Origin of the sequence: Bradyrhizobium sp. CCBAU 45321, assembly GCF_028128975.1 — a bacterium.
Classification (GTDB): domain Bacteria; phylum Pseudomonadota; class Alphaproteobacteria; order Rhizobiales; family Xanthobacteraceae; genus Bradyrhizobium; species Bradyrhizobium yuanmingense.
The window spans coordinates 548425-572265 of the sequence record NZ_LFKZ01000017.1 but is presented as its reverse complement, the minus strand read 5'-3'; the positions used below and the strand labels follow the sequence as shown (position 1 = coordinate 572265).

At 65.6% G+C, this 23841-nt stretch carries 19 protein-coding genes; 8 read left to right on the top strand and 11 right to left on the bottom strand.

Going from position 1 to position 23841, the window contains the following annotated elements; genetic code table 11:
* The first annotated feature begins 137 nt into the window (after positions 1–137).
* The 7 genes from cobT to ACM43_RS08670 all read left to right on the top strand — a co-directional run bounded on the left by cobT (position 138) and on the right by ACM43_RS08670 (position 11262).
* Complete coding sequence (cobT, locus tag ACM43_RS08700; protein WP_271539713.1) at positions 138–2039, top strand: cobaltochelatase subunit CobT; 1902 nt, start codon at positions 138–140, stop codon at positions 2037–2039.
* The gene (locus tag ACM43_RS08695; protein WP_271539712.1) at positions 2036–3139 is read left to right on the top strand and encodes an esterase-like activity of phytase family protein; all 1104 of its coding nucleotides are present in this window, start codon (positions 2036–2038) and stop codon (positions 3137–3139) included. The genes cobT and ACM43_RS08695 overlap by 4 nt, the downstream gene beginning before the upstream one ends.
* Positions 3140–3347: 208 nt before the next feature.
* Positions 3348–4460, top strand: coding sequence for an NADH:flavin oxidoreductase/NADH oxidase (locus ACM43_RS08690; RefSeq protein WP_271539711.1), 1113 nt, complete (start codon positions 3348–3350; stop codon positions 4458–4460).
* 267 nt (positions 4461–4727) lie between these two features.
* Positions 4728–5135, top strand: coding sequence for a hypothetical protein (locus tag ACM43_RS08685; RefSeq protein WP_157285767.1), 408 nt, complete (start codon positions 4728–4730; stop codon positions 5133–5135).
* Between the two features lie 285 nt (positions 5136–5420).
* Positions 5421–6620: an efflux RND transporter periplasmic adaptor subunit gene (locus ACM43_RS08680; protein ID WP_271539710.1), complete on the top strand. Its 1200-nt coding sequence runs from the start codon at positions 5421–5423 to the stop codon at positions 6618–6620.
* A complete protein-coding gene (locus tag ACM43_RS08675; protein ID WP_271539709.1) occupies positions 6617–9781 on the top strand; it encodes an efflux RND transporter permease subunit in 3165 nt (1054 codons plus the stop codon). The genes ACM43_RS08680 and ACM43_RS08675 overlap by 4 nt, the downstream gene beginning before the upstream one ends.
* Before the next feature lie 290 nt (positions 9782–10071).
* Positions 10072–11262, top strand: a complete 1191-nt coding sequence (locus tag ACM43_RS08670; protein WP_271539708.1) for an ABC transporter substrate-binding protein — start codon at positions 10072–10074, stop codon at positions 11260–11262.
* Positions 11263–11475: 213 nt separating this feature from the next.
* Here the strand turns inward: ACM43_RS08670 and ACM43_RS08665 are convergent, their stop codons facing one another.
* The 4 genes from ACM43_RS08665 to ACM43_RS08650 are packed head-to-tail and all read right to left on the bottom strand — an operon-like array spanning position 11476 to position 16074.
* A complete protein-coding gene (locus ACM43_RS08665) occupies positions 11476–11862 on the bottom strand; it encodes an MAPEG family protein (protein ID WP_157285771.1) in 387 nt (128 codons plus the stop codon).
* A gap of 27 nt (positions 11863–11889) precedes the next feature.
* Positions 11890–12972 carry a lipocalin-like domain-containing protein gene (locus ACM43_RS08660; RefSeq protein WP_271539707.1) on the bottom strand — a complete coding sequence of 361 codons (1083 nt, stop codon included), beginning with the start codon at positions 12970–12972 and terminating at the stop codon, positions 11890–11892.
* On the bottom strand, positions 12962–15424 hold the full coding sequence (locus ACM43_RS08655; protein ID WP_271539706.1) for an FtsX-like permease family protein: 2463 nt from the start codon (positions 15422–15424) through the stop codon (positions 12962–12964). Before ACM43_RS08655 ends, ACM43_RS08660 begins: the two co-directional genes overlap by 11 nt.
* Entirely contained in the window at positions 15421–16074 is a 654-nt protein-coding gene (locus ACM43_RS08650; RefSeq protein WP_271539705.1) for an ABC transporter ATP-binding protein, read from the bottom strand. The genes ACM43_RS08655 and ACM43_RS08650 overlap by 4 nt, the downstream gene beginning before the upstream one ends.
* A gap of 160 nt (positions 16075–16234) precedes the next feature.
* Between ACM43_RS08650 and ACM43_RS08645 the strand changes: the two genes are divergently transcribed.
* A complete protein-coding gene (locus ACM43_RS08645) occupies positions 16235–17560 on the top strand; it encodes an MFS transporter (RefSeq protein WP_157285774.1) in 1326 nt (441 codons plus the stop codon).
* A 226-nt stretch (positions 17561–17786) separates the two neighbouring features.
* On the opposite strand, the gene ACM43_RS08640 is transcribed toward ACM43_RS08645, so the two are convergent.
* From ACM43_RS08640 to soxZ, 7 genes are all read right to left on the bottom strand, one after another.
* The gene (locus ACM43_RS08640) at positions 17787–18995 is read right to left on the bottom strand and encodes an MFS transporter (RefSeq protein WP_271539704.1); all 1209 of its coding nucleotides are present in this window, start codon (positions 18993–18995) and stop codon (positions 17787–17789) included.
* 135 nt (positions 18996–19130) lie between these two features.
* Entirely contained in the window at positions 19131–19298 is a 168-nt protein-coding gene (locus tag ACM43_RS08635; protein ID WP_271539703.1) for a hypothetical protein, read from the bottom strand.
* Between the two features lie 86 nt (positions 19299–19384).
* Entirely contained in the window at positions 19385–20422 is a 1038-nt protein-coding gene (locus tag ACM43_RS08630) for an MBL fold metallo-hydrolase (protein ID WP_157285777.1), read from the bottom strand.
* A gap of 132 nt (positions 20423–20554) precedes the next feature.
* Positions 20555–22306, bottom strand: coding sequence for a thiosulfohydrolase SoxB (gene soxB / locus ACM43_RS08625; protein WP_271539702.1), 1752 nt, complete (start codon positions 22304–22306; stop codon positions 20555–20557).
* A gap of 50 nt (positions 22307–22356) precedes the next feature.
* A complete protein-coding gene (locus tag ACM43_RS08620; protein WP_036042510.1) occupies positions 22357–22662 on the bottom strand; it encodes a hypothetical protein in 306 nt (101 codons plus the stop codon).
* Positions 22659–23522, bottom strand: coding sequence for a sulfur oxidation c-type cytochrome SoxA (gene soxA / locus ACM43_RS08615; RefSeq protein ID WP_271539701.1), 864 nt, complete (start codon positions 23520–23522; stop codon positions 22659–22661). Before soxA ends, ACM43_RS08620 begins: the two co-directional genes overlap by 4 nt.
* Positions 23522–23833, bottom strand: a complete 312-nt coding sequence (gene soxZ, locus ACM43_RS08610) for a thiosulfate oxidation carrier complex protein SoxZ (RefSeq protein WP_036014600.1) — start codon at positions 23831–23833, stop codon at positions 23522–23524. The genes soxA and soxZ overlap by 1 nt, the downstream gene beginning before the upstream one ends.
* Between the last annotated feature and the right edge of the window lie 8 nt (positions 23834–23841).

Genomic DNA, 23841 nt, shown 5'->3' with positions numbered 1-23841 from the left:
TCACGGTGTGTCGTCCCGGCGAAGGCCGGGACCCATACCGCGTGATGTCTCGATTGAAGCGACGCTGATAGTTTCCTGACACAAGAGCGGCCGGTGGTTATGGTCCCGGCCTTCGCCGGGACGACAGATAGGGTCAGATGACCACCTCCAACTCCAAATTCCGCAGCAACAAGGAAGCGCCGACCGAGCCGTTCAAGCGCTCGGTCGCCTCCTGTCTGAAGGCGATCGCAAAGGCGCCCGAGCTCGACGTCTCCTTCGCAGCCGAGCGCCCGGGCCTTGCGCCCGGCAAGGCGCGGCTGCCCGAGCCCGCGCGCAAGATGACGAAGCGTGACGCCGCGATCGTGCGCGGCCATGCCGATTCCATCGCGCTCAAGCTCGCCTGTCACGATCCCAAGGTTCACCGCAAGCTGATGCCCGGCAATCCACAGGCGCGCGGCGTGTTCGAGGCGGTGGAGCAGGCCCGCGTCGAGGCGATCGGCGCGCGCCGCATGGCGGGCGTTGCCAAGAACCTCACCGCGATGCTCGACGACCATTTCCACCGCGGCAAGTTCGACGAGATCACCGACCGCGCCGATGCGCCGCTGGCGGACGCGCTGGCGATGCTGGTGCGCGAGCGCCTCACCGGCATGGCGCCGCCGACGGCGGCCAAGAAGGTGGTCGACCTCTGGCGGCCGATCCTCGAAGACAAGATCGGCAAGCGGCTCGACCGGCTCGACGGCGTGCTCGAGGATCAGACCAAGTTCGGCGATGCCGTGCATGACCTGCTGTCGGCCCTCGAGCTCGGCGACGAGCGCAACGCCGATAGCGAGGACAATGACGAGAACGAGGAGAGCCAGGACGGCGACAACGACCAGTCCGGCGCCGAAGGCTCGCCCGATTCCGACGCCGCGCAGGAGATGAGCGCCGACCAGGCGCAGGCAACCAGCGAGGAGATGAGCGAGAGCGCGATGGAAAGCGCGCAGGCCTCCACCTCCGACACCTTCGACGACGGCGAGCTCGGTGATGACGAGACGCCGGGCGAGGCGACGCGCCCGAACCAGCACGGCAGGAACGAGCCGCGTGGGCCGGAATATCATGCGTTCGCGCCCAAGTTCGACGAGGTCATCGCCGCCGAGGATCTCTGCGACCATGACGAGCTGGAGCGGCTGCGCGCCTATCTCGACAAGCAGCTCGCACATCTGCAGGGCATCGTCGCCCGTCTCGCCAACCGGCTGCAGCGCCGCCTGATGGCGCAGCAGAATCGCGCCTGGGAGTTCGACCTCGAAGAGGGCATCCTCGACCCTGCGCGCCTGTCGCGCGTCGTCACCGATCCCTATCACCCGCTATCCTTCATGCACGAGAAGGAGGCGACGTTCCGCGACACCGTGGTGACGCTGCTGCTCGACAATTCCGGCTCGATGCGCGGCCGCCCGATCACGGTCGCCGCGACCTGTGCCGACATCCTCGCGCGCACGCTGGAGCGTTGCGGCGTCAAGGTCGAGATTCTCGGCTTCACCACGCGGGCCTGGAAGGGCGGGCAATCGCGCGAGGCGTGGCTTGCCGCCGGCAAGCCGGCCAATCCCGGCCGCCTCAACGATCTCCGCCACATCATCTACAAGTCCGCGGACGCGCCGTGGCGTCGTGCGCGGAAAAACTTGGGCCTGATGATGCGCGAGGGCCTCTTGAAGGAGAACATCGACGGCGAGGCGCTGGACTGGGCGCACAAGCGCCTGCTCGGCCGGCCCGAGCAGCGCAAGATCCTGATGATGATCTCGGACGGCGCGCCGGTCGACGATTCCACGCTGTCGGTCAATCCGGGCAATTACCTCGAGCGGCATCTGCGCCACATCATCGAGGAGATCGAGACCCGCTCGCCGGTCGAGCTGATCGCGATCGGCATCGGCCACGACGTGACGCGCTATTATCGCCGCGCGGTGACGATCGTGGACGCGGAAGAACTCGGCGGCGCGATCACCGAAAAGCTTGCCGAGCTCTTCAGCGAGACCAACACGGCGCCAACGCAAGCGGCCGGTCGCCCGCGACGCAAATTGCATTCGTGAGCACGCATCCATCCCGCCGCAGCTTCGTCAGCCTCGCGGCGGCGGGATTTTCCACTCTCGCGTTGCCGCGCTTGGCGCAGGCGCAGCTGCAGCCCAAGACCGAGCCGCCGCCGCGCGCGCTCCAGCTCGAGCATGCCGTCACCGCGCCGGTCAGCGTCGAGGTGAACGCGCGCAGCATTGCCAATTTCGAGCCGCGCGACCGCTCGCGCACGCGCTTCGGCTCGCTGGATTTTCGCAGCGGCCTGGTGCTGACCTCGCCCTATCGCGGCTTCGGCGGCCTGTCGGGCCTCCGCTTCCTCGACGCCAAGGGCGAGCGTTTTCTCGCCATCTCCGATCAGGGCGGCTGGTTCACCGGCACGATCCGCTATTCCGGCCGCGAGATGGTCGGGCTCACCAATGTCGAGGCCGCGCCGGTGCTGGGCGCCGACGGGCGGCCGATCACCGAGAAGCGGCTCTGGTACGATACCGAGTCGCTCGCGCGCGACGGCAACCTCGTCTATGTCGGGCTCGAACGCGTCAACCAGATCCTGCGCTATGATTTCGCCAAGGGTGCCACGGGCGCCCGCGGCGAAGTGATCGCCGTCCCGCCGGCCTTGCGCAAGCTGCCCTACAACAAGGGGCTGGAGGCGATGGTCGTCGTGCCCAAAGCGCAGGGACCGGGCAAGAGCCAGGCCCAGCCGCTCGCGGGCACGCTGATCGCCTTTTCCGAGCGCGGGCTCGATGCCGACGGCAACCTCCTCGCTTTCCTGATCGGCGGCACCACGCCCGGCCAGTTCAGCGTGCGCCGCTCGGAGAATTTCGACATCAGCGACGCGGTGCTGCTGCCCTCGGGCGATCTCCTCATCCTCGAACGCAAATTCTCCTGGTTCACCGGCGTCAACATCCGCATCCGCGCGATCCCGCTGAAGGGAATCGCGCCGGGCGCCGTCGTCGACGGCCTGACGCTGTTCGCCGCCGATCTCGGCCACGAGATCGACAACATGGAAGGCATCGACGCCCACGTCACCGCCGACGGCGAGACCGTGCTGACCCTGATCTCCGACGACAATTTCTCGATGCTGCAGCGAACCCTGCTGCTGCAATTCACGCTGGCGGAGTAGCCGGCACTGCCCTGCGGCAAACTCCGCTGTCGTCCCGGGCTCGCGCGAGGCGCGCCCCGAGACGACGACGGAGTCTGTGGCGCAGCTGACCATCAAGCCATTGCCGGAATGCACGAACAGGCGACCCGCCATTCCCGCGCCCCGCTAGCAATCCGCCGCGCGCCCACTACACTGATCCCATCTCCCTCCATCCCCCGGAACTCCCCGCATGTCCGTCCTGTTTTCCCCGATCAAGCTGCGCGGCCTGACGTTGAAGAACCGCCTCGTGGTGTCGCCGATGTGCCAATATTCGGCCGACGACGGCGTCGCCACCGACTGGCACTTCACCCACATCAACAATCTCAGCCTGTCGGGCGCGGCGATGTTCTGCATCGAGGCGACGCATGTCGAGGCGATCGGCCGTATCACGCCGGGCTGCCTCGGGCTCTACAGCGACGCCTGCGAGGCCGCGCTGAAGCCGATCCTGCATTCGGTTCGCAAGCATTCCTCCACCGCGATCGCGATGCAGCTCGCCCATGCCGGTCGCAAGGCCTCGAGCGCGCGCCCCTGGGACGGCGGTCAGCTGATCCCAGTCGAGCAGGGCGGCTGGCAGACGGTCGGGCCGTCGGCGGTGCCGCACAAGGAGGGCGAGGCCGCGCCGCTCGCGCTCGATGCCGCGGGCTTGAAGGGCATCCGCGAGGCCTTCGTCGACAGCACAAAGCGCGCCGCGCGGCTCGGCATCGACGCCATCGAGGTCCATGGCGCGCATGGTTATCTCTTGCATCAATTCCTGTCGCCGATCTCCAACAAGCGCACCGACGAATATGGCGGCAGCCTCGAGAACCGCATGCGCTTTCCGCTGGAGGTGTTCGACGCGGTGCGCGCCGCGTTCCCCGCCGACAAGTCGGTCGGCATGCGGGTGTCGTCGACCGATTGGGTCGAGGGCGGCTGGGATCTGGCACAGACCATCGAATTCGCGAACGCGCTGAAGGCGCGCGGCGTCGACTGGATCGATGCATCCTCCGGCGGCGTCTCGCCGCTGCAAAAAATTCCGCTCGGCCCCGGCTATCAGGTGCAGTTTGCAGAGGCGATCAAGCGCGAGACCGGCCTGCCCACCATCGCCGTCGGCCTGATCACCGAGTCGAAACACGCGGAGGAGATCGTCGCGTCGGGCAAGGCCGACATGGTCGCGCTCGCCCGCGGCCTGCTCTACGATCCGCGCTGGGGCTGGCACGCCGCCGCCGAGCTCGGCGGCGTGGTCGAGGCGCCGCCGCAATATTGGCGCTCGCAGCCGTCCACGCAGAAGGCGCTGTTCGGCAAGACCACGTTCGGGGCGAGGTGACTCTCTTCACCTCTCCCCGCTTGCGGGGAGAGGTCGGATTGCGCGCAAGCGCAATCTGGGTGAGGAGGTACAGGTGCGGCGAAAATCTCATGTGTGGAGAGAAGCCCCTCACCCCAATCCTCTCAGCGCGAGCGAAGCTCGCCGCGCCCCCGTAAGAACGGGGAGAGGGAGTTAGACCCCTCACGCATCCGTAAACCTCCTCGCACCTTCCATGCACCCCAAAACTGGCCTAACCTCTCCACACTCAACGCCTCGCGGAGGCTGGCCATGCGCTTTCGTTTTCGTAAAACTGCCCATGTGTTCGAGCGCGTTGGCCTTGCCATGGCGGGAGCCGCGTGCGGATTGTTCGTCGGCGCCTATGTCGGCTCGGCGATCCCCACGCTCACCACGCAGGGCTTCCTGCTGCTGATGATGCTGCTCGGCGGCATCGGCTTCTATCTCGGCATCGACACGCCGCAGATGCCTTTCGACGATGCGCATAGCCAGATCGACGCCGCCGAGCTCATGAGCGCCGCCGGCACGCTCTCCGCTACGCTCACCGCCTTCGCCTCGGTGGCCGTGATCGTGCTCCGGCTCGATCCGCATATGGCCTGGACCTGGCTCGTCTTGGTCGGCTGGATTGCCGGCGTCGCCATGCAGATCGTCGCCGGCGCCAAGGCCAGGCTGCGCAAGTAGCCCTCTCTATCGTGATGGGCCCGCCTCAAGCGGGCATCTCGACGACCGCGGCTAGGAAAAGCTCACAATTCCGAGAGCCCGTCGTTAACGGCAGGGTTCGGCTTGCCCCAACTGCGTTGCTTGGCACCGTCTCTCTCCCTGTCAACCCGCCATCCGGTCAGGGCGTCATTCAAAGCATTGCCCGCGCATTGGTCTTGAAGAGTTCATCTTTGCGACCCATCTTGCAGCGCCCGCAGGTAGAGGCGTACCCTGCATTTTCTGCGGCTTTGATGCGAGGACCTGGGGATGAGCGGACCGGACGGAAGCAGGCAGTTGATCAAAAAGCACGATTTCGTTCAGGTCAGCGCAGCCGCCGGGCTTCTCGCCGCCGCGTTCGCCCTGTCCGGCTGCGACAAGCCGGCATCGCAGGCTGCGGCTCCGCCGGCGCCGGCGGTGACGGTCGCCCAGCCGGTCAAGCGCACGGTCACCGATTGGGACGAGTTCACCGGCCGCTTCGAGGCGGTGGAGGAGGTCCAGGTGCGGCCGCGGGTCGGCGGCTTCGTCAATTCGGTCGAATTCCAGGACGGCGCCATCGTGCGTCAGGGTGACCTGCTCTACGTGATCGATCCGCGCCCGTTCGAGGCGGTGGCCACTCAGGCGGAGGGCCAGCTGTCCGACGCACGGGCGCGAGTGGAGCTTGCCAAGCGCGAGCTCGATCGTGGTCTCAGCCTCGTGCAGACCAGCGCGGTCTCCGAACAGGTTGTCGATCAGCGCCGCCAGGCCTTGCAGGCCGCGCACGCCGCCGAGATGCAGGCCGCAGGCGCGCTGAAGGCCGCCAAGCTTAACATCGAGTTCACGCATGTGGCAGCGCCCTTGACCGGCCGCGTCAGCCGCCATCTCGTCAGCCCCGGCAATCTCGTGCAGGGCAGCGACACCGGCACCTCGACGCTGCTGACCTCGATCGTCGCGCTCGATCCGATCTACATCTATTTCGACATGGATGAAGCGACCTTCATCAAATACAGCAAGCTGTGGTTCGAAGGCCGGCGGCCGAGCTCGCGCGATACCGCAAACCCGGTGCAGGTGACGCTGGCCGGCGAGACCAAGCCCTCGCGCGAGGGCACCGTCAATTTCCTCGACAATCGGCTGGACGTCTCGACCGGCACGCTGCGCAGCCGCGCCGTGGTGAAGAACACGGATCTCTCGATCCTGCCCGGCCAGTTCGGCCGCGTCCGCCTGATCGGCAGCGCGCCCTACGAGGCGCTGCTGATTCCAGACGTTGCTGTTGCGACCGACCAGTCCCGCAAGATCGTGTTCGTGGTCAAGGCGGATGACACGGTCGAGGCACGTCCCGTGGTGCTCGGTCCGCTCGACGACGGCCTGCGTGTGATCCGTGAAGGGTTGAAGCCGGACGATCGCGTCATCGTCAACGGCATCCAGCGCGCCCGCGTCGGCGCCAAGGTCGCTCCCCAGACCGCGCAAGCGCCGGCCGGTGGCAAGTCATGAATCTTGGCCGCCTCTCCATCAACCAGCCCATTTTGGCGATGGTGCTGTCGATCGTGCTCCTGATCGTCGGTGCGCTCGCCTACACCACGCTGCCGGTCTCCGAATATCCGCAAGTGGTGCCGCCGACCGTCGTCGTCACGACGCAATATCCCGGCGCCTCCGCCCAGACCGTGTCCGACACGGTCGCAGCTCCCATTGAGCAGGAGATCAACGGCGTCGAGGACATGCTGTATCTCTACAGCCAGGCGACCTCGAACGGCCAGCTCACCATCACCGTCACCTTCAAGCTCGGCACCGATCTCGACAAGGCCCAGGTGCTTGTGCAGAATCGCGTCGCCATCGCGCAGCCGCGCCTACCAGAGGAAGTGCAGCGCAACGGCGTCACCACCCGCAAGAACTCGCCCGACATTCTGATGGTCGTGTTCATGCTGTCGCCGGACGACACGTTCGACCAGCTTTACATTTCCAATTACGCGCTGCTCCAGGTCCGCGACCAGCTCTTGCGCATCGACGGCGTCGGCGACATCCAGATGTTCGGCGCCCGCGACTATTCGATGCGGCTGTGGCTCGATCCTGACAGAATCGCCAATCTAGGCCTGACCTCGGCCGAGGTGCTCGCGGCCATCCGCGCCCAGAACGTGCAGATCGCCGGCGGCCAGATCGCCGAGCCGCCGATCGCCGATCGCGCCTTCCAGCCCAACCTCACCTTCACCGGACGTTTGAAGGACCAGAAGCAGTTCGAGGATATCCTGATCAAAGCCGGCCCTGACGGCCGCACGGTGCGGTTGCGCGACGTCGCCCGCATCGAGCTCGGGGCGCTGGCCTACAGCACCAACAGCTTCCTGCTGCGCAAGTCGGCAGTCGCAATGCTGGTGACGCAGCGGCCGGGCTCGAACGCGCTCGCGACCGCAAAGAACATCTCCGACACCATGACGAGGCTCAAGGAGAGCTTTCCCAGGGGGCTCGACTTCAATATCGGCTACAACCCGACCGAGTTCATCGCCCAGTCGGTCCACGAGCTGATCAAGACCATCTACGAGGCCATGCTGCTCGTGGTCATCGTCGTGCTGGTGTTCCTGCAGGGATGGCGGCCCGCGATCATTCCGATCATCGCGATTCCGGTCTCGCTGGTCGGCACGTTCGCGGTGATGGCGGCGCTCGGCTTCTCCATCAACAATCTGACCCTGTTCGGGCTCGTCCTTGCGGTCGGCATCGTGGTCGACGACGCCATTGTCGTGGTCGAGAATGTCGAGCGCCATCTCGAGCACGGCCTCAGTCGTCGCGATGCCGCGCTGAAGACGATGGAGGAGGTCGGCGGCGCACTGGTCTCGATCGCCCTGGTGCTATGCGCGGTGTTCGTCCCGACCGCGTTCCTCGGCGGCATCTCCGGGCAATTCTTCCAGCAATTCGCCGTCACCATCGCCGTTGCGACGGCGATCTCCTGCTTCTGCTCGCTGACGCTCTCGCCCGCGCTGGCCTCGCAGATCCTCACGCCACACCAAGAAAAGCGGCCGCCAGCCGCCTGGAACGTCATCGCGCGCGGCTGGAATGCGTTCACCGGCGTGTTCAACCGTCTGTTCGACCGGCTGGCGCATGGCTATGCCGGCCTCGCCAATTTTGCGATTCGCCATTCGGTGGTGATGCTGCTGATCTACGTCGTGCTGATCGGCGGCGCCGGCTGGCTGATCGTGACCACGCCGCAGGGCTTCATCCCGGCGCAGGATCGCGGCTACGTCATCATATCCGTGCAATTGCCGGGCGCGGCGTCGCTGGCGCGCACCACCGAGGTCGTGCGCGAGATCGAGCGGATCTCGCTGGATACGCCGGGCATCGTGCGCGTTGCCGCCTTTGCCGGTTTCTCCGGCGCCACCCGCACGCAGGCCGGCAATGCGGCGGCGCTGTTCCCGGTGTTCGACGAGCCCGAGGCGCGGCTGAAGAAGGGCCTGTCCGCCAACGCCATCACGGCCGAGCTGCGCAAGCGCCTGTCCGCGATTCAGGGCGCTTTCATCATCGTGATTCCGCCGCCGGCAGTGCCCGGCATCGGCACCGGCGGCGGCTTTGCCATCCGCATCCAGGACCGCCAGGGCCGCGGGCCTGAAATGCTCGCAGCCGCCACCGACGAGCTTGTCGCCGCAGCGCGCAAATCGCCCTCGCTGCTCGCCCCCTCGGTGTTTTCGCCGTTCACCGCCAACACGCCGCAGCTCTTCGTCGACATCGACCGCACCAAGGCGCAGAAGCTGGGCGTGCCCATCTCCAACATCAACGAGACGATCCAGACCTATTTCGGGTCGACCTATGTCAACGACTTCAACCTGTTCGGCCGCACCTACCACGTCACTGCGCAGGCCGACTTTCCGTTCCGAAAAGAACCGAGCGACCTTGCGCGCCTGCGCACGCGCAACGCCTCCGGCGACATGGTGATGCTCGGCAGCGTGGTCGAGTTCAAGGACGTCTCGGGACCCGACCGCGTGGCGCGCTACAATCTCTATGCGGCGTCCGAACTCCAGGGCGAGCCGGCGCCGGGCACGAGCTCGACCACCGCGCTCAACGCCATCAAGCAGCTCGCGGACGACACCTTGCCGAGCGGCTTCACCTTCGAATGGACCGATCTGTCCTATCAGCAGGTTACCGGCGGCAATGCCGGTCTCTACGTGTTTCCGATCTGCGTGCTGTTCGTCTATCTCGTCCTCGCCGCGCAATATGGCAGCTGGACGCTGCCGTTCGCGGTGATCCTGATCGTGCCGATGTGCCTGCTCGCCGCCACCATCGGCGTTCGCATCATGGGCCAGGACGTCAACATTCTGACCCAGATCGGCTTCGTCGTGCTGGTGGGACTGGCGGCGAAGAACGCGATCCTGATCGTCGAATTCGCGCGCGACATCGAGAACGAAGGCAAGCCGCGGCTGGAGGCCGTCATCGAGGCCTGCCGCCTGCGCTTGCGGCCGATCCTGATGACCTCGTTCGCCTTCATCCTCGGCGTCTTGCCGCTGGTGATCTCGACCGGCTCGGGCTCGGAGATGCGCCAGGCCGTCGGCGTCGCGGTGTTCTTCGGCATGATCGGCGTCACCCTGTTCGGCCTTCTATTCACGCCGATCTTCTATGTCGTGGTGCGGAACCTGGCGGAAGGGCGGCGCGACAAGAAGCCGGAGGCGATGGCCTGATGCTGCCTCTCTATGACCGTAGCCGTCTCCGTATGTTCCGTCATCCCCGCGAAGGCGGGGATCCATAACCACAGGGAGTGGTTTGGCGCGACAGCGGCAACTCCGAGTCTTCGCCAAACACCATCCTGTGGCTATGGGTCCCGGGCTCGCGCTCCGCGCGCCCCGGGACGACAGCGAGAGCTTGGCGCGCAGAATCCCATACTAACGACCAACATGAAATGGATGGGCGCGCGCGGGGTTCTTCACTACTATCCGCGCGATTTCACAGAAGAATGCCGGGAGTTAAACATATGAAATCAGCACTTTGGGCCGCAACGGCCTCTGCCCTCTTGATCGCGGTTCCCGCCTCTGCGCAAGGCGTCAAGATCGGCATCCTCAACGACCAGTCCGGCGTCTATGCCGATTACGGCGGCAAATGGTCGGTCGAAGCGGCCAGGATGGCGATCGAGGATTTCGGCGGCGAGGTGCTCGGCCAGAAGATCGAGCTCGTCACTGCAGACCACCAGAACAAGCCGGATCTCGCAAGCTCGATCGCGCGGCGCTGGTATGACGTCGAGAACGTCGACATGATCACGGAGCTGACGACCTCCTCGGTCGCGCTCGCGATCCACGAGCTCTCCAAGGAAAAGAAGAAGATCGACATCGTCGTCGGCGCCGCGACATCGCGCCTCACCGGCGATGCCTGCCAGCCCTACGGCTTCCACTGGGCCTACGACACCCGCGCGCTCGGCGTCGGCACCGGCGGCGCGCTGACCAAAGCCGGCGGCGACACCTGGTTCTTCCTCACCGCGGACTACGCCTTCGGCTACGCGCTGGAGAAGGATACCAGCGAGATCGTCACCGCCAATGGCGGCAAGGTGCTCGGCTCGGTGCGCGTTCCGCTCAATTCGTCGGACTTCTCCTCTTTCCTGCTGCAGGCGCAGAGCTCGAAGGCGAAGATCGTCGGCCTCGCCAATGCCGGCCTCGACACCACCAATTCGATCAAGCAGGCGTCCGAGTTCGGCATCGTCGCGAGTGGCCAGAAGCTCGCGGGCCTCCTGATGACGCTTGCCGAAGTCAACGGCCTCGGCTTGCAGGCCGCACAAGGCCTGGTGCTGACGGAGGGTTATTACTGGGATCTCAACGACAGGACGCGCAATCTCGGTGAGCGCTTCCTCAAGCGCACCGGGCGGATGCCGAGCATGATCCACGCCGGTACCTATTCGGCGACGTTGAGCTATCTCAAGGCCGTCAAGGCTGCTGGGAGCAAGGATCCGGATGCCGTCGCCAAGAAGCTGAAGGAGCTGCCGGTCGACGACGACTTCGCGCAAGGCGGCAAGGTGCTCGAGAACGGCCGCATGATCCACGACATGTATCTGTTCGAGGTCAAGAAGCCCTCGGAGTCGAAGAAGCCCTGGGACTATTACAAGCTGCTCGCCACCGTCCCCGGCGACAAGGCCTTCTTCACCGCCAAGGAGAGCGGCTGTCCGCTGACGAAGTAGGGAAGTGGCACAGCGAGCGCCACACACTCGCTGTCTTCCCGGACAAGCGCGCCTCAAGCGCGCGCCGATCCTGGACCCATAGCCACAGGCACGCGTGGTTACGGGGACTCGGAGTGATCAGCTCACGTCACGACACCTTCCTGTGGTTATGGGTCCCGGATCGGCGCTTACGCTTGTCCGGGACGACACCGGAATGTGTGGCGGCGGATTGCCTCACACCAACCGCAGCACCACCGCCCCGAGCGCCCCGACCCACAGCGCCATTGCGGCGAGCGCCTGGATCGCAAAGCCGGTGCCGCGCTTGGCCACGGCTTGCGAATAGCCGATGAAATAGACGATCCGGCCGATGATCCAGATCGCGCCGATGCCCGCCGCGATGGCGTCGCTGATATAGATCGCGAACAGCCAAAGAGCTGGCAGGACGATCGGCATCCATTCCAACGTGTTCATCTGGATTCGGAAGGCCCGTTCGAAATCCGGATGCCCCGACATCGCAGGCACCTTGACGCCGGTCTTGGTGCGCGAGCGCGAGACGTTGATGGAGGTGAAGAAGTAAAACGCGATCGCCAGCAGCGTGACGAGGGCGGTGAGATGATACATCGTCGGTTCCTTCGAAGAGATCGCGCCTCAATAGCCGGTCAGCTCGAGATAGCCAACGCCGTCATGTGTGCCGGCAAAGCTGATCGGCCCTTCCCAGTACGAGAAGCCGGTCCCCATCCAGGCGTTCGGATTGAGCGGCTTGCAGAGGATCGAGAATGATCGCGCGGGTATCGCGATCTGCCATTGCACCGGCAGCTTGCGTCCCGCAACCTCAGCCGTCGCCTTCGGCATCATCTGGATGTCGCTGCCTGCAATCATCTGCGTCTCGCCGGCCGCGCTGATCCAATTGCCGAACGGATAATTTCTGCCGTCCTTCTGCCGCAGCCGGTACAGCATCAGCTTGTCTCCGGATGACAGATGCAGCGACAGCCAGTCCCAGCCGGTCTGGTCGGCGTCGAGCGGCTGGCTGCTCCATTCCCGGTCCATCCAGGCCTGGCCCGACACATCGACCGGCTTGTCGTCGATGCTGAGCGTGCCGCGCGCGCGGTAGAACGGCTGACTGTAGTAGTACGAGGCCTGCCCGCGCTCCGACTTGCGGCTGTAGCCGCGATCGCCCTGCAGTACGACCGGCCGCTCAGCCTCCAGCCTCAGCGCATAGCTGAAATCGGCGCCAGACGCCTTCAGCGTCAGCGGTGCCAAGGTGCGATCGTCGAGGCGCTCGAGACCCCTCATCTCCCAATCGTCGATCCAGGCCTCGAACGGCTTCGCCGTCACGCCGGCTTGCGCGACGCCACCGCGTGAAAACGTTTCGGAGAAGCGGTGAGTGTCGGCGCGCGTCACCGCCGCATGCGCCATCCAGACCTGTTGATTGGCCCAGCCCTCGCCTTGCGGACCTGGCTGCGCCGCCTGGCGGAACAGCGTCCATTGCAGGCCGCAAGGAGCGCCGCTCGCGTCGACGAGGTTTGCCGTGAGATACCACCATTCGATACGAAACTCCGGATGTGGACCGTGATCGGCTGGGAAGGTGAACGTCTTTCCCGGCGTCACCTTTGCAAACCCATCGGCGGTCTCGCCGAGTCCGGCATAGCCCTGCGCGCCGGCGCGGCGCGCGAGGGCGAGGGCGGCGATGCCGCCGGCGAAGGCGCGCCGCGTGATTGCTTCAGCGCTCATTGGCAAACACTTTGACGAGGTTCGCCGGCTGCATCCGCGCCAGCCGCACCATCGGCAGCAGCGCCGCAAGCAGCGAGGCGAACAGCGCCACCGCGACCAGCTCCACTAGCTGCAATGGGAAGACGTGGAACGGCAGGCGCCAGCCGAAGGCTTTCACATTGACGATGGCGATGAGGCACCAGGCGACCAGCAGTCCGAGCGGCACGGCCAGCAGTGCCGTGAACAGCGCGACCGAGAGCGTCTTGGTCAGCTCGATCGCGGCAAGGCGCGGCCGCGTCAGGCCGATCGCCCACAGCGGTGCAAGCTGCGGCAGTCGGGAGTTCGCCAGGGTCAGCAGGCTCGTGAGCAATGCGATTCCGGCGACGCCGAGCGTGAAGGCGTTCAGCGCCGACGTCACCGCAAAGGTGCGGTTGAAGATGCGAATCGATTCCGCCTTCACCGTCGCCTGGTCGGCGATTCTGCGGTCGTCGAGCCCGAACTGCTTCTGCAGGGCCGCGATCAGGCCGGGGATGTTCTCTCTCGCGACGATCAGGCCGATCCGCGTCTGCGGCGTTTGCGGAAACTGCCGGATCAATGCGGCAACGTTCACCGTGAGCTGACCCCTGGGGTTGCCGTAATCCGCGTAGATGCCGACGATGTCGAGCTCCCAGCTCCCGCCCGGCGCGGGCACCTCGACGACGTCGCCGATCTGCACGTTCAGCCGCCGGCTCAATTGCTCGCTGATGAAGGCGGCATTGCCCGGTACCAGGCGGGTCCAGGCGCGCGGCGCCGTCTCGAGCAGCGGCCAGCGCTCGCGATAGAGCGCGTGATCGGGCAGGCCGAGCAACTCGACCGGCTGGCCCCGGACCTGCGCCTCCGCGCGCCCGCCAGGGAGGATCGCCTGAACATCGCTGCGATCCTTCAGCCAGTTGCGGATCGCCGTACCTTGCGCGTTGTCGGAGGCGCTGATGTAGACATCGGCCGCAAGCCGCCCGTTGAGCCAGCCGATGAAGGTGCGGCTGAAGGTCTCCACCATGGTGGAGACCCCGACGTTGACGGCAAGCGCGAGCAAAAGCGCCATCAGCGCCAGTGACAATCCGGAGAGCTGCTGCCGGCTGTCCGCCCAGAACCACAGCGCGAGCGGGCCTCGCACGAGTCGCTGGCCTACGAGCAGGATGATGTCGAGGAAGGCCGGCAGGATCAGTGCCGCACCGAACATCAGCGCGGCCAGCACGCCGAACCCTGCGATCAGTGATTGCCCGTAGTAGAACAGCAGCAGCGCGACGGCGAACGCGCCGCAGGCCGCACAGCTCTGCAGGATCAGCCAGCGGCGTTGCCGCTGCTGCCAGGCGCCCGGCTGCGCCGTCGCCAGCACCGGCATCCTGATCGCCTTGATCAGGCTGGTCGCCGCCGCCACAAGCGCACCCGCCACGCTGATCCCGATGCCGGCGAGCCACCATTCGGGCCGCAGGCTGAGCTGCCCAGGGATCTGCGCGCCATAGAGTCCGCGCAGCGAGGCCGCGACATCGGGCAGCAGGGCGGCTGCGATGAAATAGCCGCACGCGAGCCCGATCAGGCCGGCGACCAGCGCCAGTGCAACCAGCTCGACCACCAGCACCGTATTGACCAGCTGCGCCGAGGCGCCACAGGCCCGCAAAGTGCGCAGCATTGGCAGCCGCTGCTCGAAAGCAAGGCCCACGGCCGAATTGACGATGAACAGGCCGACGAAGAACGACAGCAGGCCGAAGGCGGTGAGGTTGAGATGAAAACTGTCGGTGAGATGCTCGAGCTCCGTCTCCGCATTGGGCTCGACTCGCTCTAACTGCTCGCCGACCACGCTCGCGAGCGGTGCGGGCTTGCCCCTCGGCTTGCCGATCAGCAGCCGCGAGACCTGGTCCGGCTTGCTCAGCAGCCGCTGTGCCACGCCGATATCGACCACGAGCACATCGGGTGCGAGCTGCGGCTGGACGCGCAGCGGCGGCAGCTTTGCGCCGCTGCTGATCGCCGGGGCCGCGCCTTCTGCTTGCTGCAAGCCCCTCAACGTTTCCCGGGCCACCAATGTCTGGCCGGGCGGAGCAACGAAGCTGCTGAGATCCGCGGCACCCAGGCGTGGCGCGTTGCCGACATCGACCGGCAGCGTGACCGGCTCGATGCCGAGCAGCCGCACCGAATGCCCGTTGATCTGGACGCGCCCCTCCAGCACCGGCGACACCGGCCAGCCGGCGCGGCGGAGCTTTATGAACAGCTCCTGCGGGAAAGTCGCCGCATTGGGGGCGACCAGCATCGCCGTGCGCACGCCGCCGAATGTCGCTGCGGCGCGGTCATAGGCATTGCGGGCCTGCTGGTTGATGGCCTGCACCCCGCTCCACAGCGCGGTTGCAGCGATCAATCCGATGAGCAGCGTCGCGAATTGCATCTTGTGGCGTCGCCAATGGCTGAGCAGCACGGCGAGAACCCAGAGCGCGCGCTTCATGAAATGCGCCCCGCATGCAACGTGAGATGACGGTCGAGCGTGGCGGCGAGATGCAGGCTGTGCGTCACCATCAGGAAGCCGCAGCCGGTGCGCGCCACGAGATCGCGCGCCAGCGCCAGCACCTCCTCGGCGGTAGCTTCGTCGAGATTGCCGGTCGGCTCGTCCGCCAGCAGCAGCGCGGGCTTTGCCGCCAGCGCCCGGCCGATCGCGACGCGCTGCTGCTGGCCACCCGATATTTGCTCTGGATAACGTTTGAGCAGGCTGCCGAGTCCGAGCCGCTCGACGAGCTCTCTTGTCCAGGCCGCATCATGCCGGCCGGCGATCCGCGCCTGGAAGGCGAGATTGTCCGCGACGGAGAGGCTCGGGATCAGGTTGAACTGCTGAAAGACCAGGCCAACGCGATTCCGCCGCAAGCTGGCGCGTCCGGCATCCGATAGCGTGGTGACCTCGGCGTCACCCAGCCTGATCGAGCCGCCATCGGCGGCGTCGAGGCCGGCGATCAGGTGCAGCAGCGTGCTCTTGCCGCTGCCGGATTCACCGGTCAGCGCGACGCGCTCGCCAGCCCCGAGGTCGAGGTCGACGCCGCGCAGAACATGGACGGGCTCGCCGGCCGAAGAGAAGGTCTTTGAGAGGTTTCGGATGCTCAGCACGGGCCTGCCACTTCTCTTCCACCTCTCCCATAGGGAGAGGTAAGAATGCTGCCTAGCACACCTGATGCGGAAATGCCGGGGTTGCGTTGGCCCTGAAGCCGCTGTTAGCTTCCAAGACGGCCAAATCAAAAAGGTACCGAAAAGACATACGGGGAGAATGATGAGCGCTCAGGAAATGCCGAATGTGGCGGCTAAGACGACCAAAACGCCAAAGGGCGCCTGGACTATTACATTTCTCCTCTTTCTTTTCATGGTGGTGAACTTCGCGGACAAGATCGTGGTCGGTCTCGCCGGCGTGCCGATCATGACCGACATGAAGCTCAGCGCCGAGCAGTTCGGCCTGCTCGGGTCCTCGTTCTTCTTCCTGTTCTCGATCTCGGCCATCGTGGTCGGCTTCATCGTTAACAAGGTGCCGACGCGCTGGGTGTTGTTGACGCTGGCGGTGATATGGGCGGTGTCGCAGTTCCCGATGGTCGGCACAGTCTCCTTCACCACGCTCTTGATCTGCCGAATCGTCTTGGGGGCGGGCGAAGGGCCGGCCTTCTCGGTCGCCGCGCACGCCATCTACAAATGGTTTCCCGACGAGAAGCGCACGCTGCCGACCGCAATCCTGTCACAGGGCTCGGCCTTCGGCGTCATTCTGGCGGTGCCGGCGCTGAACTGGATCATCGTCAACCATTCCTGGCACTACGCGTTCGGCGCGCTCGGGGTCGTCGGCTTAATCTGGGTCGCAGCCTGGCTCGCGCTCGGCAAGGAAGGCCCGCTGGAGGATACCGAGGTCCTGGCCGCCACCGAGCCGAAGATTCCGTACGTGCAGCTGCTGACCTCGCGCACCTTCCTCGGCTGCGTGGTCGCGACCTTCGGCGCTTATTGGGCGCTGTCGCTCGGCCTCACCTGGTTCACGCCCTTCATCGTCAAGGGGCTCGGCTTCTCGCAGAGCCAGGCCGGCTTCATCTCGATCCTGCCCTGGGTGTTCGGCGCCACCATCGTTCTCCTCACCGGCTGGATCTCGCAGGTGATGATGGCCCGCGGCTACACCACGCGCGTCTCGCGCGGCGTGCTCGGCTCGGTGCCGCTGGTGATCGGTGGGTTGATCCTCGCGATGATGCCGCATGTGCAGGGCGCCGGCCTGCAGATCGCGCTGCTCGTCGTCGGCTCCGGACTCTGCGGCGCGATCTACGTGGTCTGCCCGCCGATGCTCGGCGAGTTCACCCCGGCCTCGCAGCGCGGTGCAGTGCTCGCGATCTACGGCGCGCTCTACACGCTTTCAGGCATCATCGCGCCGAGCGTGATGGGCACCGTGATCCAGCGCGCCGGCAGCATGCTCGACGGCTACCTGACCGGCTTCACCATCAACGCGGTGGTCATGATTGGCTCCGGCGTCATCGGCCTGCTGCTGCTGTGGCCGAATACGGAGAAGGCCAGGCTGACGCGTGGTGCGGCGGCGCAGGGCGCGGCGCTGAAGGGCGCGGTGTCGCCGACGTAAGTCGCGGCTCTCTCTTACCCTGCCCTGGAGGGGGAGGGTCGCTGCGCATGTGGGGTGGGGTGACGGTGTTTCCCCATCCGGCAGTGCCCGAGAGGAGAGATCACCCACCCCGCTCGCGCTGCGCGCGATCGACCCTCCCCCTCCAGGGCCCCTCCAGGGGAGGGTAAGCGGCCGCCTCGCTAGCCTTCGCAGGAACGACAGTTGAATTTGTGTCGATACCGACGGCTCAATTTGCTTTCGCCGGCCGGCGCTCCGTGAACGGCGACAGCACCACCGTCGCCACCATGAAGATCACGGACGCGCCGAACACCCAGTGCGGCGCGCTTTGATCCATGATCCAGCCGAACAGCAGCGGTGAGACGATGCCACCGAGGTTGAAGCCGGTGGAGACGATGCCGAAGGCGCGCCCCGCGGCACCCGGAGGCGCGGCATTGCGCACCAGCATGTCGCGCGAAGGCGCGATCACGCCGGAGAGGAGACCTGCGGTCGCCATCGTCGCGGTCAGGGCCCAGCCCGGCAGCGTCACCAGCGCGATCAGCAGCACGATAGCCGCATTCGCGGCGAAGCAGGCCGCGGCGACATAGCCGTGGCGCTCGGTGCGGTCGGCGAGGAAGCCGCCGGCGAGCACGCCCGCGGCGCTTGCGGCGAGAAACGCAGTCAGCGCGACATTGGCGATCGAATAGGACGTGCCGTAGCCGCTCATCAGCGCCACCACGCCGAAATTGTTGATGCCCGCGACCGACAGGCTCAGCAGCATGAACAGTGCGGTCAACGTGATCAGCGCCGGCGTGATCACGGCCTGCTTCGGCGCGCTTGCGCTGCCCGATTTCTTCTTGTGTGCGCCGGCCTCGGGGATGCCCATGGCTACCAGCAGCATCGCCACCAAAATGGCGATCGCGCCAGAGGCGATCAGCGCACCGACGCCGCCCCATAGCATGACCAATGCCGCCACGATCGCCGGCGTCACGGCGCCGCCGAGATAGCCGGCGAAGGTGTGGACCGAGAAGGCGCGGCCCATCCGCGCCTCGTCCATGTGCTCGGCCAGGATCGCGTAATCGGCGGGGTGATAGACGCTGTTGGCGAGCCCGAGCAGCACGGCGCAGGCGATCAGCGCAGCGTAGCTGAGGTGCAGACCGAGCAGGATCAGCGCGCAGCCGCCGAGCGTCAGCCCGATCAGCAGGATTTTGCGCGCGCCAAAATGATCGACGAGGTAGCCGGTCGGCGCTTGCGTCAGGCCGGAGACGAGGGCGAGCGTGGTCAGCGAGAAGCCGAGCTCGACATAGCCGACGCCGAGCTCTTCCTTCAGGAACGGAAACAGCATCGGCAGGACCAGCAGATGGAAATGGCTGACCCAATGCGCGATCGAGATCCCCGTCAGCGTGCGCAGCGCACTGTCCGTCTTGCCTTGTTGCGGTGCGGCGAGAACGTCGACCATTGCAGTTCCGTTTCACTCCCGATGGACCGGCAAACTATCGGGGCTGGCGGTTATTTGTCCATGAACGCAGACGCATGGCAGGTAGTGCGGGTAGGCCTCCATCCCACTAGCGCGCGATCAAAATCAACGTCCCCCTCAGAACGGCTCGTCGTCCGGGCCATAGCGATCACGTTTCGGCGTCGCGATGTCGCCGTCTTCGTAATCGTCGTCATCGGTCTGGTGCCGGCGCGGGGCTCTCTTGTTGTCCGCGGGCTTGTTCTCGGTGGTCTTGGGCGGCTCGCTCGGCTTGCCGGTCTTGGCCATGGCTGGTCCCGGATGGTGATGCTGCATCCGAATGTACCTGCCAAATATGTGCGGCGCCTGATTTATCTCAAGGGGCGACGAGGCCGTCAGTGCACCACCGGCCCGCCCGCCTTCTTCCAGGCATCGATGCCGCCGGCGATATGTGCGGTGTTGAGAAGCCCCGCCTCCTTTGCAGCCGCAACGGCCATCGCCGAGCGTTCGCCGAAAGCGCAGAAGAACACCACGCGGCGGCCGCTAGCGGCCGCGACCTCGCGCAGCATGCCGCCGGGCTTCAGGCTCTCTTCGACGGAGGGATAGGGCGTGTGCAGCGCGCCTTCGAGCATGCCGTGCTTCATCCGCTCATTGGTCTCGCGCAAGTCCACCAGCAGGATGTCGGGCCGGCCGAGGCTGCGGATCGCCTCGATTGCGCTGAGCGCGCGGCCTTCCTTCTCCAACTCTTCCTGATGCAGGCCGACATGCATGTTGGCGGGGATCGCCACGTCCATCATCTTCGGATTGGGCAGCTTCAAATTGGCCATCAGCTCGACATATTCGTCGACCGAGCGCACCTGGAGCCGCGGATTGTAGCGTCTTTCCTCGCCGATGGTGGAGACGGTGTCGCCCTTGTAGTCGTGGGCCGGAAACACCATCGTCTCGTCCGGCAGCTTCAAGAGGCGGTTGAAGATCGAATCGTATTGCGCGCGCGCCGAGCCGTTCTGGAAATCGGTGCGGCCGGTGCCGCGGATCAGCAACGTGTCACCGGTGAAGACGCGGTCGCCCATCAAATAAGAATAGGAATCGTCGGTGTGGCCCGGCGTGTACATCACGTCGAGCGACAGGCCCTCGATCGTCACCTTGTCGCCGTCGGCCACCCGCATGGCGACGACGTCGGCCTTGGTCTGGTCGCCCATCACGGTCATGCAATGGGTGCGGTCGCGCAGCTCGCCGAGGCCGGTGACGTGGTCGGCATGCAGATGCGTGTCCACCGCCTTGACCAGCTTGAGGTCGAGCTCGCGCAGCAATTGGCAGTAGCGGTCGACCTTCTCCAGCACAGGATCGAGAATCAGCGCCTCGCCGCCGGGGCGGCTGGCGAGGACGTAGCTGTACGTGCCCGAAACGCTGTCGAAGAGCTGTCGGAAGATCATGGCAGGACCCGGCTTGGAACTGACTTCCAAGATTCTACTACAATACGGGTCGGAAAGAGAAGTAAGTCACTGCATGAGCAGAAAAATCTAGAAGATTATTATTATGGCCAGCATGATCGCGGACAAAACACATCATCCCAGTCCTGCAATGCCTGGATTGCCCTCGACCCCTTTCAGCGTCACGCCGGAGCCGAGCCGTTCGGGCATCATCCGGCCCGAGCGCAGATATTTGCCGACCACGTCCCACACCGGCGCGCCCTGCTGGCCGTTGACTGAGGCCCAGCCCGCGACCTTGTAGCGGTGGCTGGCGCTGAGCGCCTTGCCGCTGCCGAGCTTCAGCTCCGAGATGCGGCTGCCGATCGCAGCGTCCGGCGTGCAGGTGTAGCTGAGCCCGCCGGCACGGACCATGTCTCCGCCCTGCTGGTAGTAGGGATCGGCGTTGAAGAGGTTGTCGCAGACGTCCTCGAGCAGGTCCTTGATCTGGGCCCCCGTCATCTCCTGCACATAGGTCTCGGGATAGGTGATCGCGGTTTCCGCCAGCAGATCCTCCATCGTCATCGCCTGGCCGGACAGCGCGGTGATGCCCCAGCGGAAGCCCGGCGACAGCGCGATTTCGGCATCGAGCTCGGTGCGCAGCGCGGTGCAGATCAATTCGTCCATGGGGCCGGAGAAATTGCCGCGGCGATAAAGCAGCCGGTCGGGCGTTGCGATCTTTTCCGACCAGTCGGCCACGTGCGGCGCACGGACCCGGCCGATCAGCTCGGCCATCGCCGGATCGGGCTTCAGCAGCTCCGAATAGACCGGCAGCAACCGATACCTGACGTCGCTGACCTTGCCGCTGTCGAGCGCGAGGTCGAGCACACCCAGAAATTTGCCGTTGGAGCCGGCATTGGTGACGAGCGTCGTGCCACCTGCGTTCTTCACTGGCATAGGCTGCGGCACGGCATCATGGGTGTGGCCGCCGAGAACGACGTCGATGCCGGTGACCCGGCTGGCGAGCTTGAGGTCCACGTCCATGCCGTTGTGCGACAGCAGCACGACGGCGTCGACCTTGTCGGTGCCGCGCAAGGCATCGACATGCTTCTGCAGCTCCTCCTCGCGGATGCCAAAGCTCCAGTCCGGTGTAAACCTCTTGGGATGCGCGATCGGAGTGTAGGGAAAGGCCTGGCCGACGATCGCGATGCGATGCCCGCCGAGCTCCTTGATGACGGAAGGCTTGAACACGCGCCCAGTGGCCTTGTCGAAGGCGGGCGCGTCGTTGAACGCGGCCTCCTCAGTCAGGAACACGTTCTGCGCCAGGAACTCGCCCTTGAAACGCTCGAGATTGTCGCGCAGCGTCTGCTCGCCATAGGTGAATTCCCAATGCCCCGTCATCGCCTCGATGCCGAGCAGATTGGCGACCTCGACCATGTCGCGGCCCTGCATCAGGTTGGCCAGCCCCGTGCCCTGCCAGAGATCGCCGCCGTCGACGAGCAGCGAACGCCGCTCGCCGACATCGGCGCGCAGGCGATCGACCAGCGTCTTCAGATGGGCAAAGCCCCCGAGCTTGCCGAAGCGGCCTGCGGACTTCTCGAACTCGAAGCAAGTGAAGGCATAGGCATCGGCGCTGTCGGCGCGGATGCCGAAGCGCTCGAGAAAGGCCCGGCCGACCAGATGCGGCGGCCGTCCCGCCATCTCGCCGATGCCGATATTGACGCTGGGTTCGCGGTAATAGACCGGATTGAGCTGCGCATGCGTGTCGGTGATGTGCAGAATCCGCGCATTGCCGAACCGTTCGAGGTCATAGATGCTGGCGGCGTCAGCGCCGCAGGCGAGCCGCGGCAGGCCGATCGTTGCGGCGGCAACGCCTGCACCTTTCAGGAAATCGCGGCGGCGGATCGCCATTCAAGAATTCTCCGCGCCTCTCGTGGGGACCGCGTTCACCGCGGGGCAGTCTAGCGGATTTCCATCGCCTTCCAGGCTTCTTTTTCGGAAACAGCCTGGAAGATCGACGCCTTCGCCAGCGCTTCGGCTTCCCTGGCCGCGGCCACCGCACGGCCGAAATCGCCGCCATCGGCAGCCCTTTTCGCGGCCGCCAGCGCAGATACGGTCACCGTCCACTGGTTGCGCATGCCCGCCGCCTCCTTGGAGGCGGCTTCGGCGGCGGCATAGGCCGCCTTGTAGTCCGCCTCACTCGCCGCGCGCGCGGATGGCGCAAGGCTCAAGGCGAGCAGCATGGCCAAGCCAAGTGACAGCTTCATGGCCGTGCTCCCGGTCCCGAGATCGGCAGGCCGTTGGCGACGTAGGACAGGAAATATTCGACGTCGCGATATTCATCCGACTGCGGCTCCAGCGGAACCGCGCGGGTCTGGCTGTTGCAGGTGACGAAGCGGCGGCTGGTCGTGCCCATGCCGCTCCATTCGGAGCGGTAGATCGGCATCGCGTTGAGGATGCCGAGCGCCGGGGCGAGGGTCTCGGCGCGGATGCGCTCGCCCGGGCTCTGCACGTGGCAGCTCGCGCAGGAGAAATTCATCTGGCCGCGCCGCGTGTAGAAATAGCGCTTGCCGTTCTCGTACGCCGCCAGCGCGCGGGGATCGTCGGGTATCTTGATGTCCATCAGCTTGCCGCGCGAGGTGTAGGCCATGTAGGCGGTGAGCGAGGCCATCTCGTCCTTGATGTAGGAATAGGGCGCCTCGCCATTGGCCTCGCGGCAGCGGTTGAGCGCGAGCTCCAGCGTGATGACCTTGCCTTCGCCGCTGTCGAAGTACGGATAGTTCTGGCGGATGCCGATGCCGCCGTTCGGAAAGCAGTCGGCATAGGTCTTGCCGTTCTTGAACGGGGTCGAGAACATCTCCTTGCCGGCCTCGAGCGCGAACTCGTAAGGCGGGAATTCCTCCTTCTCCTGCCACTGCCGCTTCATGTCCTCGTTCATGGAATACGGACCGTTGACGAAATCCTCGTGCTTCACGTTCGGAAACTTTTGGAAGAAGAAGTTCTGGAACGCCTTGGCGTCGGCGACGGGATCGACCTTGTCGGCAGCGATCACGCGCGGCGCGGCGAGCGCGAACGCGACGAGCGCAGCGCTGAGCGAGCCAAGCAGGAGGTGGATGCGGGCGTTCATCACGCGATCTTCGCGGTGGTCGTATCCGAGCCGCCCTTGTTGTCGGTCCAAGAGATCTTGAGCTCGTCGCCCTTCTTGGCGCCCTTGAAGCTGAACTTGACGTAGGGGTCCTTAGAGACCGCTGTGCCCCAATCGGCGACGAACACGTCCTTGCCGTTACACTCGAACTTCAGCTGCTGGATGAAATGTGCCGGGATCAACTCGCCCTTGGAGTCCTTGACGAGGCCGGTGTCCATGGGGTGCTGGATCAGCGTCTGCACCTCGGTGATGTCGCCGGTCGATGTTGCGCGCACGCGAATGCTGGATGCCATGTCGAACT